Origin of the sequence: Arthrobacter sp. AFG7.2, from assembly GCF_002892835.1 — a bacterium.
Taxonomy (GTDB): domain Bacteria; phylum Actinomycetota; class Actinomycetes; order Actinomycetales; family Micrococcaceae; genus Arthrobacter.
The window spans coordinates 40,703-56,246 of record NZ_PJMB01000005.1 but is presented as its reverse complement, the minus strand read 5'-3'; the positions used below and the strand labels follow the sequence as shown (position 1 = coordinate 56,246).

Below are 15,544 nucleotides of genomic sequence, written 5' to 3'. Positions count from 1 at the left end.
CCTACATCCCTTCCAGTTGGCTGCCCTGCTTGTCCTTGCCCCCAAGGCGCTGGAGGAACAAGGCGAGTGCAAGGCCAATGAGTACGAGAATGACGGCGATGACGCTTGCCGGGCCCATGAGGTTGGCCCGGAAGCCCCGGAGGTACATGTCCAGGGCCAGGATCCGCGTGGAGTTTCCCGGACCGCCGCCGGTGAGGACGAAGATCAGGTCGAAGTACGTCAACGATCCCACCACCATCAGCGTGGACGAGGTGATGATGGTGTATTTCAACTGGGGGAGGGTGATGTGGAAGAACTGCTTGATGGTTCCGGCGCCGTCAATTTCGGCTGCCTCATAAAGTGATTTGGGGATCTGCCGCACGCCGCCCTGGTAGATGAGCGTATGGAACGGCACGAACTGCCAGGCGATTACAAAGATGACCAGGCCCAGCGCCAGGTGCGGGACGCCCAGCCAGTCCTGCGCCAGGAAGGGCAGCCCCAAGCCGGTGGCCAGGCCGAAGTTCGGGTCCAGCAGGGCCTTGAAGGCGATGGCGACCGCTGCCGAGGACAGCAGCAAAGGCAGGAAATACAGCACCGCAAGGGCGGCGCGGTAGCGCTGGCTTCCCGCTGTGAAGACTCCCAGGAGCAGGCTGATGGGCGTCTGGACCAGCCAGGAGGCGATCATGATCAGGAAGGTCAGTCCCAGGGCGTTGTACAGTCCCGGGTCTGCGAGCACGGAGAACCAGTTGCTCATGCCCGCTGATCCGATGGCGCCGATGCCGTCCCAGCTGGTGAAGCTCAGGATGAGGACACCGGCCAGGGGAACAACGGCGAAGGCCAGGAAGAAGAACAACGCCGGCACTGTCAGCCACGCGAGTGCAGCATTGCGCTGTCCGTTCTGTCCGGCGTCAGTCCTGGCGCTGGTGGGCGCAGTCTTACGGGCGGTGGAGACGGCGTTGCTCATTTTCCGAGGGTGGCATTCATGTTCTCGGCGAACTGCTGCGGCGTGATGGACTTCAGGAACAGCTGGTCGATGTTGTTCAGCAGGGCTTCGGCGGCGGTGGGGCTGAGGGCCTGGTCCCACGACTGCTGGAAGTTCGGAGCGTTTTTCGCCAGGTCGTAGACGAAGTTCAGGAATTCCTTGTCCGGAGAGGTATCGAGCTTGTCTTCGATGCCGTTGACAATCGGGACGGAGCCGGAATTGATGTAGGTATCAATGACCGTTTCGGTCATGATGCCTTCCTTGAAGAACTTCTTGGCCGCCTCCTTCTCCGTGTCCGTGGCTTTGGAGGAGATTGACATGTAGGCGGCAGGGTTTCCCACGCCGTTCTTCGGGTCGCCCTTGCCGCCGGCAACCGTGGGGAACTGGACGAAGCCCAGCTTGCCGTCCTGGACGAAGTTCTGCCCATCCTTCTTCATGGCGCCGTAGGTCCAGGAACCGTGGAGCATCATGGCTGCCTTGCCCGTGAACAGCAGGGCCTGGTCCGCATTGGAATCCGCGGCGATGGAGGAGAAGCCCTTGATGAAGCCGTCTGCCGACACGAGTTCCTGGATCTTGGTGCCGGTTTCAATGACCGCGGGATCCAGCCAGGAATCCGGCTTGCCTTCGAAGATGGCCGTGAACACCTCGGCGCCGCCAATTCGGTCGAGCAGGTATTCAAGCCACATCATGGAGGTCCAGCGGGACTGTCCACCGAGGGAGAAGGGCGCAACGCCCATGCCGTTGAACGTCTTGACCAGTGACATGACGTCGTCCCAGGTCTTTGGCGGCTGCGCGCCGGCCTTTTCAAACAGTTCCTTGTTGTAGAACAGGACGATCGGGGCGACGTACTGGTTGGGCAGCGCATAGATCTTGTCGTTGACGGTGGCTGCGCCGAAAGAGGCGGGAAAGAACTTGTTCTTGAGGTCCGGGTTCTCATCGAACCAGGCGGTGAGGTCCTCCACCTGGTTGGCCTCGGCGTAGGTCTTCAACGTGCCGCCGCCCCAGCCGTAGATGATGGTGGGGGCCTGGCCGGCGCCAATGGCGGTCTTGATCTTGGTCTTGTAGGCGTCGTTCTGGAAGTAGGTGACGGCGATCTTGTCGTCAGGATTCGCCGAACCGAAGGCATCCACGGCCTTCTGCATGGTGGTCTGGTTCGGTTCGCCGGACAGGTACCACATGCTGGCGCCCCCGCCGGCAGGGGAGCTGCCCGGCCCTGAGGTCCCGCAGGCGGTGGTTGCTGCGACGGCGAACGGAGTAAGGGCGGCAAGGGCCAGGAAAGAGCGGCGGGAGGTCTGGGGCTGCTTCATTGCTTCTCCATCTGAAATTGCTTCTTTGCAAATGTTGGGGCGTGAGCTCAACCGACAGTTTCGAAATATTTCGAATATGTGTTTTAGGTCACGATCTAAACTAAAGGGTGCTCCTACTGAAGGTCAAGGGATTTTCCATCCTAATTTGGAGCTGATTCGCAAGCCCCTTGACCAGACCAGCGCTCAGGCAGAAGATTGGATTACCGAAACATTTCGAAAGGTCTCGAGCAATGGCGACTAAGATTCCGGAGCGGCCCAAGCCGACACTCGCCTCTGTGGCGCAGCAGGCAGGTGTCTCCGCGCCCACGGTGTCAAAAGTGGTGAACGGCCGGGAGGATGTCTCACCGCAGACCCGGGCCCGGGTGCTGGCCGTTCTGGAGCAGGCGGGTTACCAGTCTCCGCTGCAGCGCCGTTCTGCCGGTTCTGCCGGAGGGGCGGGCACTGTTGTTGAGGTGGTCATCGATGTGTTGGATTCGGCATACATGATTGAGGTCCTCAATGGGATCCTGCAGTTTGCTGCCGCGGCCGATGTTGAGACCCTGGTCAGTGTTACGGGGCGCGGCGCCTCCGACGTGCCCAGCCCCGAGCGGCGCGCCCAGCGGATGCTGGACGAAGGGAGGGCGGGGATGATTGTGGTCACGTCCGCCTTCAGCGAGGCGCAACTGCAGGCCTTCCGGCGCCGCAAGATTCCCGTCGTCGTGATCGATCCACTCAATCCGCCGTCCGCTGACGTGGTCAGTGTGGGAGCCACCAACTGGGCCGGCGGCAAGGCGGCCACGGAGCATCTGCTCGACCTTGGGCACCGGCGCATCGCCTATATCGGCGGGATTGAGAAGGCCGAGTGCAACCAGGCAAGGCTGCACGGTTATATGGCCGCGCTGATGGCCAGGGGCGTGACGGTGGATCCCCAATACATCGTGTCCGGAGGCAGGTTCCGGCGGGAGAGCGGGGTTGCCGGGTTCCAGGAACTGCTGAAGCTGGACCCGCTGCCGACGGCGATCTTTGCGGGGAGTGACACCATTGCACTGGGTGTCCTCAGCGAAGCGGGGCGCCACGGCATCAGGGTTCCCGAGGACATCAGTCTCATCGGCTTTGACGGGACAAAACAGGGTGCGGAGTCCGTGCCTTCGCTGAGTTCCGTGGCCCAGCCGTTGGAGGAGATGGGGCGCGCGGCACTGCGTTCGGTCCTGCGCCAGGCCCGGGGTGAAGTCCTGGACTCCCACCGTGTCGAGCTTGCCACCCACCTGATTGCTCGCGACTCCACGGCACCGCCGGCGGCCTGAACCTCACATTCCCGGGCGGATCCTTCCGCCTGAAGATACCCTCAGCACTGCACCTTGACAGGTGTACAGCGTACACCTAATGTCATCCGCAGAAGGTGTACTCCGTACACCTCGCCCTTTGGGAGTCATTGTGAACCTGTCCAGACCAACCGCCGTCATCACCGGGATACTCTTCCTGCTGACCGAGGTGGGCGCCATCGCCGGAGCCGCCCTCTACGGACCGGTGCTTTCAGGCGCCAACTACATCACCAGTGCCGGCGCGGACCAAGCCATCCTGCTCGGCGCGCTCTTTGAACTAATCCTGGTGGGCGCCGCCGTCGGCACTGCCGTCACCCTGTATCCGGTCCTGAAACGGCAAAACGAGGGGCTCGCCCTCGCCTACGTGGCTGCCCGTGTGCTGGAGGCGGCGGCCATCCTTGTCGGAATCCTCAGCCTGCTCTCGATCGTGACGCTGCGCCGGCAGTTCGCCGGAACAGCCGAGGCCGATATGGCCTCACTGACCACCGTCGGATCGTCCCTTGTGGCTCTCCATGACTGGACGTTCCTCTTCGGGCCGGGCTTCGCCCTCGGCGCCGGCTCGCTGCTCCTGGCGTCCCTGATGTACTCCTCCCGCCTGGTGCCCCGCGCCATCGCGGTGCTCGGGCTGGCAGGCGGAGGGCTGATCCTGCTATCGGCGGTGGCAGTGATGTTCGGCCTCTACGGGCAGATGTCCACTATAGGACTGGTGGTGGCGCTGCCGGTGTTTGCATGGGAGGTGTCCCTCGCCGTGTGGCTCATCGCCAAGGGCTTCCGTCCGGTGCCTATCCTCAGCAGCGGCGGGACGCGTCCCACAGCGGCCCGTGTGTCATTGCAGCAGTAAAGGAAGGGTCAGTAGCTGGTGCGGGCGCTGCCGTCCTTCGTGGTGACGTACTGTGCGGCGAGGGCCTCGGAGCCCCTTGCGAGGAGGGCGACGTCGGCACCCACCAGGATGAAGTTGGCGCCGGTGTCGAGGTAGTGGCGGGCGGTGTCGGGGTTGAAGGCGTTCACACCGGCCGGTTTACCGGCGGCCTTCGCAGCTGCCAGGCAGTGTTCGACGGCGGTGCGCACCTCGGGGTGTTCCTGCTGTCCCAGCAGGCCCATCGACGCAGCAAGGTCGGAGGGTCCGACGAAAACGGCGTCCACGCCGTCGACCTTCAGGATGTCCTCCACCGCGTCCACCGCGGCCGTCGATTCGATCTGGACCGTGACGCTGATGGTCTCGGAGGCTCGGACAAGGTAGTCCGGGACCCGGTTCCAGCGGGCGGCGCGGGCCAGGGCCGACCCAACCCCGCGAACGCCCTGGGGCGGGTAGCGGGTTGCCGCCACAGCCGCCTCGGCCTCTGCCACCGAGTTCACCATGGGGATGAGGAGGTTCTGGACGCCGAGGTCCAGGTACTGCTTGATGACCACGGTGTCGTTCACGGGCGGCCGGACCAGGGTGTGGACCGGGTAGCCGTGGATGGCCTGGAGCTGGGCGAGGATGGATTCGAGACCGTTGGGGCTGTGCTCGGCGTCCACCAGCAGCCAGTCCAGGCCGGACCCGGCGCAGAGCTCGGCGATCAGCGGGCTGCCGGAGCACACCCACATCCCTGCCAGCGGCCGGCCTGCTGTACCGTTTTGCTTGCTGAGGGCATCGCGGAAGGTGTCTTCTATTCGAAACGGCATGTGACACTCCCCAGGGGCCCGTAGTCGGCGTGGACAGTATCGCCCTTGTAGACCCACAGCGGGCGGGTGAACGAGCCTGCCAGGATGATGTCGCCGGCCTTCATGCTGTCACCATGCGCCGCGATCTTGTTGGCGAGCCAGTGCACCCCGTTGGCAGGATGGTCCAGGACCCCTGCAGCCACCCCGGTTTCCTCCACGGTCTGGTTTTTGTAGAGGATCGCTGAGACCCAGCGCAGGTCCACCGCGTCCGGCTTCACCGGGCGGCCGCCCACCACCATGGCACCCATGGCGGCGTTGTCGGAAATGGTATCCACGATGGTCCGGCCCTCCATCTCGATCCGGGAATCCAGGATCTCCAGCGCCGGAACCACGTAGTCGGTGGCATTGAGGACATCGAAGATGGTGCAGCCCGGGCCTTTCAGCCCGTCCTTCAGCACGAAGGCCAGTTCCACCTCCACCCGCGGGTGCGTGTATTGGTCCCACTCCACCGAGCAGCCTGTTTCCAGCACCATGTCATCGAAGATGGCGCCGTAGTCCGGCTCGGTGATGCCGGTGGCGTCCTGCATGGCTTTGGACGTGAGGCCGATCTTGCGGCCCACCAAGGTCCGGCCGGCTTCCTCGTTGCGGCGCCGCCACAGCTGCTGGACGGCGTAGGAGTCCTCCACCGTCATGTCCGGGTAGCGGGCAGTCAAGCGGGGGACCGGGGTGCGGGTGCGGCCGGCCTCCACCAGTTCATCGGCGATGGCCTCAATCGTCCTGTCATCCAGCATGGCTACAGCTGCGCTCCCAGCTTGAAGCCCTCAGCCCCGGCTGCCTCGCTGGGCCGGGTGTAGGAGAAGCCGTCGGCTCCGACAGTGACGGCCATTTCGCTCTTTTCCTCACGTTCGACGACGGGCTGCGGGTTGCCGTCCAGGTCCAGGACCAGGGAAGCCTCGGTGTACCAGGACGGGACCACCGGGTTGCCCCACCAGTCGCGGCGCTGGTTGTCGTGCACGTCCCAGGTGATGGTGGGGTTGTCCGGATCGCCGGTGTAGTAGTCCTGCGTGTAGATCTCCACGCGGTGGCCGTCCGGGTCCAGGATGTAGAGGTAGAACGCGTTGGACACGCCGTGCCGGCCAGGGCCGCGCTCGATCCGGTCACTGATCCGCAGGGCGCCCATCTTGTCGCAGATCTGGATGATGTTGTGCTTCTCGTGGGTGGCGAACGCGACGTGGTGCATCCGGGGTCCATTGCCGCCGGTCAGGGCGGTGTCATGCACGGTCTGCTTCCGGTGCATCCACGCGGCGTACGTGACGCCGTCGGAATCCTTGATGTCCTCGGAGACGCGGAAGCCGAGATCCTCGAGGTACTTGCGTCCGCGCGGGACGTCCGGGGTGACCTGGTTGAAGTGGTCCAGCCGGACCAGTTCGCCGGCGGAGTAGAGGTCGTAGCGCTGGGTGAGGCGCTCCACGTGCTCCACGTCGTAGAAGAACTCGTAGGGGAAGCCCAGGGGATCCTCCACACGGACGGAATCGCCCACACCTTTGGTGAAGCCGCCGATCCGGCGCTCGGTGCGGCAGCCGAGTTCCTTGTAGTAGGCCTCGGCGGCGTCCACCTCCGCGGGGGACTTCACCCGGTAGGCGAAGGCTGCGACGGCGGCGATGGGTCCTTTGCGCAGCACCAGGTTGTGGTGGATGAACTCCTCAAGGGTGCGGAGGTAGATCGTGTTCTCGTCTTCCTCGGTGATGTGCAGGCCGAGCATGTCCACGTAGAACTCGCGGGATTTGGCAAGATCGGTGACCACGATTTCCATGTAGGCGCAGCGGACGATGTCCGGGGCAGGGACGGAGGGGGTGGGAACGAAGTTCGTCATGATTGGTCTCTCTTCTTTGAAAGGTTTCTGCTGTGAAAGGCGGCCGGGGGAGTGCGACGGCGGCCGGCAGGGCTGGGTGCCGGAGCTTAGCCTTTGTTGGCGGCGGAGTCTTCGATGCTGCCGAACTTGGGCGTGTGGACGGTGCCGAGCGTGATGTGCACGGCCTGCTGGTCGGTGTAGAAGTCGATGGAGCGGTAGCCGCCCTCGTGGCCCAGGCCGGAGGCCTTGACGCCGCCAAACGGTGTGCGGAGGTCACGGACGTTGTGGCTGTTCAGCCAGACCATGCCGGCCTCGACGTTCTGGGAGAAGTTGTGGGCGCGGGTCAGGTTCTGGGTCCAGATGTAGGCGGCGAGGCCGTACCTGGTGTTGTTGGCCAGGGCGAGGGCTTCGTCGTCGTTTTCGAACGGGGTGATCGCGACGACGGGGCCGAAGATCTCCTCCTGGAAGATCCGGGCGTCGGGGGCGACGTCGGCGAACACGGTGGGTGCGATGTAGTTGCCTTCGGGCAGGTGATCAGGCCGCCCGCCGCCGGCGAGGAGCCGGCCTTCGGATTTGCCGATCTCCACGTAGGAGGCCACCTTGTCGTAGTGCTCCGGGTGGACCAGGGCGCCCACCTGGGTCTTGGGATCGTGCGGGTCCCCCACCACGATGTTCTTGGCCCGGGCGGCGTACTTGTCGCAGAACTCGTCGTAGATTGCCCGCTCCACCAGGATGCGGGAGCCGGCGGTGCAGCGTTCGCCGTTGAGGGAGAAGACCCCGAACAGGGCTGAGTCGATGGCGGCGTCCAGGTCGGCGTCGGCGAACACCACGCAGGGGGACTTGCCGCCGAGCTCCATGGAGAGGCCCTTGAGGTTCTCAGCGGCGTTCCGGAAGATCGTCTGGCCGGTGGTGGTCTCGCCCGTGAAGGAAATCAGCGGCACGTCCGGGTGCTTGACGAGCGCGTCGCCGGCTTCCTCGCCCAGGCCGTTGACCAGGTTGAACACGCCGTCGGGCAGGCCTGCATCTTTGAAGATGGTGGCCCATAGGGAGGCCGAGAGCGGGGTGAACTCGGCGGGCTTGAGGACCACGGTGTTGCCGGTGGCCAGCGCGGGGGCGAGCTTCCAGGACTCCAGCATGAACGGGGTGTTCCACGGTGTGATGAGCCCGGCGACGCCGATCGGCTTGCGGTTCACGTAGTTGATCTGCGAGCCGGGGACCTTCATGGCGTCGTCGAACTGGGCCACGATCAGGTCTGCGAAGAAACGGAAGTTCTCGGCTGCCCGCAGCGCCTGGCCCTTGGCCTGCGTGATGGGCAGGCCGGTGTCGAAGGTTTCCAGTTCTGCGAGCCGGGCTTCCTGGGCTTCGACGGCGTCGGCGATCCTGTTCAGGACCCGGGCACGCTCGCGGGGCTTCATCTTCGGCCACGGGCCGTTGACGAAGGCTTCGCGGGCAGCGGCGACGGCGAGGTCGATGTCCTCTTTCTGGCCGGCCGCGGCGGTGGCGTAGTTCCGGTTGGATACCGGGTCCAGGACATCGAAGGTCTTGCCGCCCACGGAGTCGACGAACCGGCCGTTAATGTAGTGCTGGATGTGGGTCGGAAGGTCCTGCGGCACATAGTGGGTGCTGGTTTCCTGGGAAGTGAACGTCATTGTTGTTTCCTTACTGCTTCTGATCGGGCGGGGAGTATCAGATGGTTTTGGCCTGGGCGAGGTAGGCGTCAAGCGTGGCGGAGCGGTGTATCCGTGCGGCCTTCTCGATGTCGTCGGCGTCCGCGCCGGTTTCAATGAGCTTCAGGAGCGCTTCGTGTTCGTCCACCGACGCGCGCGCGCGGCCGGGGACGAAGCGGAAGGTGGAGGACCGCAGGGATGCCAGCCGGTTCCAGCCGCGGTGCACCAGGTCCAGGATGTGAGGGTTGGGGCAGTGCTCGAACAGGATGCTGTGGAAGTCCTGGTTGAGCTGCGTAAACCGGACAGGATCGAAGTGGTCCAGGCACTGACGCATCTCCCTGTTCACGGCACGGGCCCGGGCAATTGCCACCGAATCGATCAGGGGAGCGGACAATGCCGTGGCAGCACCTTCCACAATGCTCAAGGTCTGCATCGTGTAGAGGTACTCAGTGGGATCAATGCCGGAAACAGTCGCTCCCACGTTCCGTTCAAACGTCACCAGGCCTTCGGCCTCAAGCCGGCGGATCGCTTCCCGGACCGGAACCACGCTGAACCCCAGGTCCTTGGCGATGGCAGCCAGGACCAGGCGGTAGCCCGGGGTGTACGCGCCTTCGACGATCCGCGCCTTCACGGCCTGGTACGCCTGCTCCGACTTGCTCCCGGGAGTGGCCGGCGCCGGCAGGTCGGTAATGGTTGTTTCAGTCATTGGCCCGGCCGGCTTCCCACTCCTTGAACCGGGCCTGCCATGCGGCGTTCATCGGGTAGAGCCCGTCCACGCTGTTGCCCTGCTTGACCATCTCGAAGATGAAGGTTTCTTCGTGTTCCTGCCGGATGCAGTCGTCCACGAGCTCTTCGGCGATGGCCGGGGGGATGACCAGGATGCCGTCGGAGTCGGCCACGATAATGTCGCCGGGCTGGACGGTGGCGCCACCGCAGGCGATGGTGATGTCCGTGTCCCAGGGGACGTGCCGGCGGCCCAGAACAGCGGGATGCGGGTTGGCGAACCAGGTGGGCATCTCCAGCCCGGCCACGGCGGTGTAGTCGCGGACGCCGCCGTCGGTGATGATGGCTGCGGCGCCGCGCACCTGGGCGCGCAGGGCGAGGATGTCGCCAACGGTTCCGGTGCCTTTTTCGCCGCGGGCTTCCATCACCAGGATCTCGCCCTCGTTGACCGAGTCGATGGCCCGCTTTTGGGCGTTGAAACCGCCGCCGTGGGTCTTGAAGAGATCCTCGCGGTTGGGGACGTAGCGCAAGGTCCGGGCCAGGCCCACCACGCGGCGGTCCGGACGGGTGGCCTGCAGGCCGTCGATGCTCACGTTGTTCAGGCCGCGCTTGCGCAGCTGGGAGGACAGGGTGGCCGTGGCGACGCTCTCCAGCTTGGCTTTCAGCCCGGGCGACAGGGCGGGGCCGACGGCGGGCAGCCCGGCGGCCTCCCGGGATCCGTATGCTTCCTCCCGCTGCACGTCATCAACCTTGGGGCCGGCACCAAAGTCCGCGAACGGCGTCGTGCCTTCCTCCACCCTGGTAACCAGGCGGCCGCTGGTGAGGTCCCCGGCGGAGACCTCCACTTCCAGGACATCCCCGGGCCTGGCCACTGATGCTCCGGCGGGGGTGCCGGTGAGGATGATGTCGCCCTCCTCGAGGGTGAGCAGCTGGGACAGGTCCGCCACGAGCCGGGCGAAGGGGAAAAGCAGGTCCTTCGTGGTGTCGTCCTGGACCAGTTCGCCGTTGTGCCAGGTGCGGATGCGCAGTTGGGCGGGGTCGACGGCGTCTGCCGGGATCAGCGCCGGGCCCACCGGCGTGAATCCGTCACCGCCCTTGGACCGCAGGTTCGAGCCCTTGTCCGCCCAGCGCAGGTCGTAGACGCCGAGGTCATTGCTCGCGGTCACGGCGGCCACATGGCTCCACGCGTCGTCCAGCCCGACGCGGCGGGCGGCCTTGCCAATAACCAGGGCAACCTCACCCTCGTAGCCAAGCAGCTCGCAGCCGGCGGGCCGCTCAACGGCGCTGTCCGTCAGTGCCAGGGACGACGACGGCTTGAGGAAGTAGGAGGGCTGGGCTGGCGTCCGGCCGCGCTGCGCCGCCCGGCTGGGGTAGTTGATGTGCACCGCGATGACCTTGCGTGCTGCTGCCAGAGTGTCCCCGTTGACCTGCTCCAAAGCATCCCCCTCATGAGGTACGAAATCGTATACGACTTACTATGAACTCGATCGCCTTGTAGGTCAACCCCGAAGACCCGCGGTTGCAGAACCCCTCATATGCAGACGTTGGCGGTCAATGGCGGTGGCTTGAGGGGAAGGGCAGCTTCACGCAGTGGCCCGCCGCAGCGTCTAGCCGGGAATCACCTGGGAGCTTGAGAAGTGAACCCAGTCATCGGTCCGGCCCTCATCGAACATGCGGCGTGCCGTCATCTGGCACTCCTGCATGTCCCGCCGGGAGCCGCGAGGATCGTAGCCGACGGCGCCACCAAGAAGAGTCGAATCCACCAGGCGGGTCACGCCAGGTGCGGTCATCACCTCGTACATGGTACGGCCGCGCCGGAAGGGCCACTTGCCCGTTGGGACCACCTCCACCAGGCGAACGTAGGTGTATCCGTGGGCGAACATGGCGCTCCCCATCTGCTGGAGCAGTGACGACGGCTCGTCCCCGCCGTTCGCGAAGTCGGTCATTTTCTGCAGCAGTTCCATGTATTGCCGGGTGAGCACCTCGTCCACCGACCCGTCCGCCTTCTGCACGTACATGTCGCCGAGGCCACCGGCGCCTCCCTGGAGTGTCAGGCGAACCCATGCACGGGTTTCCTCCACGTCTTTGGCTGCGGGATTGGCTAGAAGGTACTTCGCCCGTGCCTCATAGTTCTCGGCCAACTGCGGCTGACGGATGATTCGAAGCAGCCCGGAAAACGTGAGCATATCGAGGGCCAGGGCGTTTACGCTTGTCGTCATTTCGGATGCCATTTCCGGTGTCAGGCGCTCAGGCGCAGGTCGAATGCAATCTCTGCCGTGTCCCACTCCGGACCAGGTGGCGCTGCGGTCGGGTTCTTTAAGAACTCTTTCAGCGCCTTATCAACAGCCCCGACGTCATTGACGTAGCGGGAGGGAATGAAGCCTTCGATGCGTCCGATCGGGACCTCTACCGATCTGTCCTCTGTTTGCCCGGGGTTTTTCAGCACTGCCCACGAAAAATCATTGTTTGCATCATGGTTACGGTGGCAAACCAGGCTCGATGGCATGCTTCCGGCGACCTCGAAACGAGCCGGACCATGTTCCACTACCAAGCGGTGATGGCGTTCACCGTCCAATATATCCAGCTCCTGCCTGGCAACCTTGCGAGCCTCAGTCAGGGTATCGATTCCCCGCCCGTTTACAGTCCACGTGGCTTTCACCTTCGACTTTTTGGCCGTGAGCCTCCAGGCAACGCCGAACTGGGCCCCTGCAAGATAGCCGCCCATCCACATGAGGCCGGGTTGCCCCAGCAGCATGCCGACGATCAAGAATGATGCAAGGAACAGGAAGTTCAGCCACCTCCAAGGCAGGCCGAAGCGGAATACATAGGTGCTGAGAGCCAGCCCCGCAAGAAGCGGCCCGATGTCCGCCGACACCGAAGAGTTCACGCCGAACAGCATGAGTGCAACAGTCCCGACCAGCACCACCACCCCGAAAGTGGAGTAGGGCCAGATCTCATTCCGGGTATTCTTCCCCGCCACGCTCAACCCTTTTCCTAGCCCTGATGGCGTTTCCCGCTCATCGCCCAATCTACTGGCACTCCAACTCGCGCACCCAAGCCAGGGTGTGCGGCGAGCCCATGTTTTTGAAAGCAAAGGATAGCGAGAGAAGATCGCATCGAGAATTCCGAGAACGAGCGCTCATTGAAGAGGTGCGACGTTCTGCCGCCGGAAAATGTGATTCGCAGCGATAAATGGCGGTTTTTCCCAGTGCTATTTGTCACCCGGCGGCCTGGAGGAAATCCTCTCACGCTCAGTCCTTGGCCGTGGTGTGGTGGTAACCGTCCCTAGGAACCAAGGGAGGCTCACCATGAAGCCGATGAGTCCCGCCCCGAATGGAAGCCATAGAAGAGGCGTGAAGCTTGTCGCCAAGTTGTTCTCATCCGCAACTATCCCGGCGTTCCATAGCGCGAATCCTCCGCTTATCAGGAGGGTGACGCTAACCGCCAGCACGAGCATCGAGATCGCTACTGATTTCCTGATCAAGCAGGCCCCCAAGGTCTCTGAAGATACGAGCGAAATTACGGCGGTCATGGCACCGAGAACATAACCCTTCTTTCGAACAACGGAGATCACTGCCAGAACCATGGTAACGATGAAAAGCGGAAAGCTGACGGCGGAGAGGAAGTAGAAAAATCCGATCCCGGAGTCCACGCCGTCCCCGACAGCCCAGGCGGCCCAGAAAACAGTGGCAGTATTCACTACCAGCAGCATGAGGGAGGTCGCGCCCATGCTCAACCAAGGCCGAGCCGGCGACTTCTTAAGGGTTGAGATCCTCAGCCATTAGTGGCTTCGTTCGAGCGCATCTCCCGGACATTCCGTGGCCGGTTCTCGCGCAGTGTTTCGCGGACGATAGATCCAACCATCACCCCGATGGCGTTACCGGGAATCAGTACGGGCCACAGGGTGGGCCACGGCATGCCAAGCTGGGAGAACGTCATGCACTCCGCGACAACGACGAGCACGAAGAGGACTGACACCAGATTCTCTTGAGCAAGTGCCCGGACAAGTGCGCCTCCTGCGACTCCGGCAGCAAGCAGAACGGCAATCCCCAGGCCATAGGATCCCTTGGTCAGTAAGTAGGTCGAGAAAAATACGCCTCCCATAAAAGCCGGCACCATGGCCCACAGGGTCCAGGTGCCTCGCACGGTACGGATAAAGTGCGACGGACTAGGCAATTTTTCTCATGCTCCTCATTTGGCGGAGAGTTCTTGCGGTGTAAGGTTCCGGCGATGGATAGCTTGCGAGTTGTGCGCCGAGAAGTTTTCGAGCTGCTTCCATATCGAGGGCCAGCGAAATTGCGTCTGTCGTAATTTCTATGCCTTCAGGTGTTATGCGCTGAGGCGCAGCGCGTGGCAAGACATGCACGTTGTCCTGCTTCGCCATTGGTGTCAGCACCCCTTCGAGGAAACCTAAAAGAGTTCAGCAGCTTCTTCTTCGGTCAACTCAATTTCCTGACCGTTGTCGCTCCACTATGGTTAGGACGTGCGTGATTCCGCTCCTGTTAAACCTGCCTGTGTGGCAGCAGGGCTTTTCGTTGCGTGGACGATACACGACCTTGAGGAAGCGGTGACGATGCCCGCCACCTCGAAACTCCTCGCAACCCAACTGGAAAAAACTCAGTGGGCACCGGCCGTTGCCTTGGCCGGTCACGTCCGCACAACAGCGAAGGAATCAGCGCTTGCCATCCTTTTGATGGGAACACTTGTAGCCGGAGCTGCCGCCCACGGTGCAGCTACCGGCGGGCGCAGTCCCTTTTTTCAATACGTCCTGGCCGGGCTGCACGGCCATGTTTACACTCACATCGCCACCAGTCTTCGGCTAAGAGGATATTCCACCGGCCTGGTGACAGCTATGGCCGTCATGCTCCCCTACAGCCTTTATGCCCGGCGCGTGTTGCGGGCAAATGGATCGCTAATCGAGGGCCCGTACCCATACGTGCTCGGCGGCGTCCTTTTGCTGCCGAGTACCTTTGCCTGCCACATCCTGGCTCGTCGTTTGATCGGCAGAGACTTTCAATGATGCACCACCTAGGGCTTTCATCGCTCAGGGTCTCGGCTTTGCGTTGACTCGATGAATCCTTCACCCCGCCTGCGATTTGCGGCGATAAGTGGCGGTGTTTTTGCGCCGCTCCATGTCGCCCTCGTATGGCCGTCCGAAGGTGCAGTAGCAGCCCAAACGCCGACAGCCACACCAAGTCTCTTAATTTCGGAATCGATGCTCTCCGTGCATCCTGTGCGACTCCGGAGCCCACCAGTAACTAAAGTGAAGCGGTGACTGTGCAAATCGAATTTCTACTGGCTTCGTTGAATGAGGAACTGGGGCTTGCCAGGGAGCATCGCTCCACAGGCGCGTCGGATCTGTCACTTCAGGCAGTGGCAAGCCTGCTCCAGCGAGCTGACACGTTGACAGCTTCGGGCCAGTGGGCCAACGCCAACGAACTTTTTCATGCTGCCGCGCGACAGGTATCGGACTCCTGGTCCTTTAGCTCGAGGCTGGGTATGGAAGTTCTTGAACTTGTACAGGCGGTCGAGCGTAGAGCTTCAAACTAGAGCCGCTAAAGACGAGTCCGTACTGGTGATTGCTCGAAAGCTTGTGAAATTGGTCAGTGAAGAAGTATTCAATCAAGGAACTGGAGTCGAGCTGTGGTGAGTGACGGAGCGGGCTTTGGTGTTGCCAGTGGTTCCGACGGTGAAGGCTTCACTGCGGAGCAACTCCGGTTCAGCCAGAAGGATGCAAGGAATCTGAGTCTTCTTTGTGTGGGTGCTTTGGTGGTGTGCATCGGCATGGCTGTTTTTGTGTTCACGAGCGTTCCCTGGGAAACCCGGATGCCGTACGACGGCAAATACAACCGGAGTGGGAGCGGGATTCCGATGCAGATCGCCCTGCTGCCTGTCCTTGTGCCCATTCTTGGCATGTGGAGGGCGTCCCGGCGCCTCGAAAAGAGCCCCAGGACCAAAGCAGGGCGCATACGGATTTACATACTCCTTGCAGTATTCGTAATTGTCTGCATGATCGCTCAATGGACTATGTCGGAAGAGATCCTAGTTGCCGGCGGATACCTTCCTGAGTGACGTATGTACCCTTAATG

General features: G+C 62.9%; 17 protein-coding genes. 5 read left to right on the top strand and 12 right to left on the bottom strand.

The window, feature by feature from the left end; genetic code table 11:
- Nucleotide 1 precedes the first annotated feature (1 nt).
- Both CXX84_RS10570 and CXX84_RS10565 read right to left on the bottom strand, forming a co-directional pair.
- Nucleotides 2–943 carry a carbohydrate ABC transporter permease gene (locus tag CXX84_RS10570; RefSeq protein ID WP_102976676.1) on the bottom strand — a complete coding sequence of 314 codons (942 nt, stop codon included), beginning with the start codon at nt 941–943 and terminating at the stop codon, nt 2–4.
- Nucleotides 940–2,268: an extracellular solute-binding protein gene (locus CXX84_RS10565; protein ID WP_102976675.1), complete on the bottom strand. Its 1,329-nt coding sequence runs from the start codon at nt 2,266–2,268 to the stop codon at nt 940–942. Before CXX84_RS10565 ends, CXX84_RS10570 begins: the two co-directional genes overlap by 4 nt.
- Before the next feature lie 230 nt (nt 2,269–2,498).
- Here CXX84_RS10565 and CXX84_RS10560 point away from each other — a divergent pair, with 230 nt between their 5' ends.
- Together CXX84_RS10560 and CXX84_RS10555 are read left to right on the top strand one after the other, a co-directional pair.
- Nucleotides 2,499–3,551 (top strand): LacI family DNA-binding transcriptional regulator, encoded by a 1,053-nt coding sequence (locus tag CXX84_RS10560; protein WP_102976674.1) that lies wholly within the window; start codon nt 2,499–2,501, stop codon nt 3,549–3,551.
- Between the two features lie 130 nt (nt 3,552–3,681).
- Nucleotides 3,682–4,410: a DUF4386 domain-containing protein gene (locus tag CXX84_RS10555; protein WP_102976898.1), complete on the top strand. Its 729-nt coding sequence runs from the start codon at nt 3,682–3,684 to the stop codon at nt 4,408–4,410.
- 8 nt (nt 4,411–4,418) lie between these two features.
- On the opposite strand, the gene CXX84_RS10550 is transcribed toward CXX84_RS10555, so the two are convergent.
- The 10 genes from CXX84_RS10550 to CXX84_RS18990 form a co-directional block, all read right to left on the bottom strand.
- A complete protein-coding gene (locus tag CXX84_RS10550; RefSeq protein WP_189337564.1) occupies nt 4,419–5,234 on the bottom strand; it encodes an HpcH/HpaI aldolase family protein in 816 nt (271 codons plus the stop codon).
- Nucleotides 5,219–6,004: a 2-oxo-hept-4-ene-1,7-dioate hydratase gene (gene hpaH, locus CXX84_RS10545; protein ID WP_102976673.1), complete on the bottom strand. Its 786-nt coding sequence runs from the start codon at nt 6,002–6,004 to the stop codon at nt 5,219–5,221. Before hpaH ends, CXX84_RS10550 begins: the two co-directional genes overlap by 16 nt.
- 2 nt (nt 6,005–6,006) lie before the next feature.
- On the bottom strand, nt 6,007–7,086 hold the full coding sequence (gene hpaD / locus CXX84_RS10540) for a 3,4-dihydroxyphenylacetate 2,3-dioxygenase (protein ID WP_102976672.1): 1,080 nt from the start codon (nt 7,084–7,086) through the stop codon (nt 6,007–6,009).
- Between the two features lie 86 nt (nt 7,087–7,172).
- Nucleotides 7,173–8,714, bottom strand: coding sequence for a 5-carboxymethyl-2-hydroxymuconate semialdehyde dehydrogenase (gene hpaE / locus CXX84_RS10535; protein ID WP_102976671.1), 1,542 nt, complete (start codon nt 8,712–8,714; stop codon nt 7,173–7,175).
- A 37-nt stretch (nt 8,715–8,751) separates the two neighbouring features.
- A complete protein-coding gene (locus CXX84_RS10530; RefSeq protein ID WP_102976670.1) occupies nt 8,752–9,438 on the bottom strand; it encodes a GntR family transcriptional regulator in 687 nt (228 codons plus the stop codon).
- Nucleotides 9,431–10,891 (bottom strand): fumarylacetoacetate hydrolase family protein, encoded by a 1,461-nt coding sequence (locus tag CXX84_RS10525; RefSeq protein WP_102976669.1) that lies wholly within the window; start codon nt 10,889–10,891, stop codon nt 9,431–9,433. Before CXX84_RS10525 ends, CXX84_RS10530 begins: the two co-directional genes overlap by 8 nt.
- A 171-nt stretch (nt 10,892–11,062) precedes the next feature.
- Entirely contained in the window at nt 11,063–11,674 is a 612-nt protein-coding gene (locus CXX84_RS10520; protein ID WP_102976668.1) for a hypothetical protein, read from the bottom strand.
- 20 nt (nt 11,675–11,694) lie between these two features.
- Nucleotides 11,695–12,435, bottom strand: coding sequence for a hypothetical protein (locus tag CXX84_RS10515; protein WP_146031870.1), 741 nt, complete (start codon nt 12,433–12,435; stop codon nt 11,695–11,697).
- Between the two features lie 231 nt (nt 12,436–12,666).
- Nucleotides 12,667–13,185, bottom strand: coding sequence for a hypothetical protein (locus CXX84_RS10510; RefSeq protein WP_102976666.1), 519 nt, complete (start codon nt 13,183–13,185; stop codon nt 12,667–12,669).
- 44 nt (nt 13,186–13,229) lie between these two features.
- Entirely contained in the window at nt 13,230–13,433 is a 204-nt protein-coding gene (locus CXX84_RS18990; protein WP_146031869.1) for a hypothetical protein, read from the bottom strand.
- Between the two features lie 505 nt (nt 13,434–13,938).
- On the opposite strand from CXX84_RS18990, the gene CXX84_RS10500 reads away from it, so the two are divergent.
- The 3 genes from CXX84_RS10500 to CXX84_RS10495 all read left to right on the top strand — a co-directional run bounded on the left by CXX84_RS10500 (nt 13,939) and on the right by CXX84_RS10495 (nt 15,527).
- Nucleotides 13,939–14,475, top strand: a complete 537-nt coding sequence (locus CXX84_RS10500) for an HXXEE domain-containing protein (protein ID WP_146031868.1) — start codon at nt 13,939–13,941, stop codon at nt 14,473–14,475.
- A 251-nt stretch (nt 14,476–14,726) separates the two neighbouring features.
- The gene (locus CXX84_RS19320; protein ID WP_146031867.1) at nt 14,727–15,005 is read left to right on the top strand and encodes a hypothetical protein; all 279 of its coding nucleotides are present in this window, start codon (nt 14,727–14,729) and stop codon (nt 15,003–15,005) included.
- 96 nt (nt 15,006–15,101) lie between these two features.
- On the top strand, nt 15,102–15,527 hold the full coding sequence (locus tag CXX84_RS10495; RefSeq protein WP_189337563.1) for a hypothetical protein: 426 nt from the start codon (nt 15,102–15,104) through the stop codon (nt 15,525–15,527).
- The last annotated feature ends 17 nt before the right edge of the window (nt 15,528–15,544 follow it).

What these genes read in the sequence shown, in the direction of transcription:
- CXX84_RS10560 (WP_102976674.1), top strand. Translation starts at nt 2,499, where the DNA reads ATGGCGACTAAGATTCCGGAGCGGCCCAAGCCGACACTCGCCTCTGTG.
- hpaE (WP_102976671.1), bottom strand. Translation starts at nt 8,714, where the DNA reads ATGACGTTCACTTCCCAGGAAACCAGCACCCACTATGTGCCGCAGGAC.
- CXX84_RS10550 (WP_189337564.1), bottom strand. Translation starts at nt 5,234, where the DNA reads ATGCCGTTTCGAATAGAAGACACCTTCCGCGATGCCCTCAGCAAGCAA.
- CXX84_RS10530 (WP_102976670.1), bottom strand. Translation starts at nt 9,438, where the DNA reads ATGACTGAAACAACCATTACCGACCTGCCGGCGCCGGCCACTCCCGGG.
- CXX84_RS10565 (WP_102976675.1), bottom strand. Translation starts at nt 2,268, where the DNA reads ATGAAGCAGCCCCAGACCTCCCGCCGCTCTTTCCTGGCCCTTGCCGCC.
- CXX84_RS10570 (WP_102976676.1), bottom strand. Translation starts at nt 943, where the DNA reads ATGAGCAACGCCGTCTCCACCGCCCGTAAGACTGCGCCCACCAGCGCC.
- hpaH (WP_102976673.1), bottom strand. Translation starts at nt 6,004, where the DNA reads ATGCTGGATGACAGGACGATTGAGGCCATCGCCGATGAACTGGTGGAG.
- CXX84_RS10520 (WP_102976668.1), bottom strand. Translation starts at nt 11,674, where the DNA reads ATGACGACAAGCGTAAACGCCCTGGCCCTCGATATGCTCACGTTTTCC.
- hpaD (WP_102976672.1), bottom strand. Translation starts at nt 7,086, where the DNA reads ATGACGAACTTCGTTCCCACCCCCTCCGTCCCTGCCCCGGACATCGTC.
- CXX84_RS10510 (WP_102976666.1), bottom strand. Translation starts at nt 13,185, where the DNA reads ATGGGCGCGACCTCCCTCATGCTGCTGGTAGTGAATACTGCCACTGTT.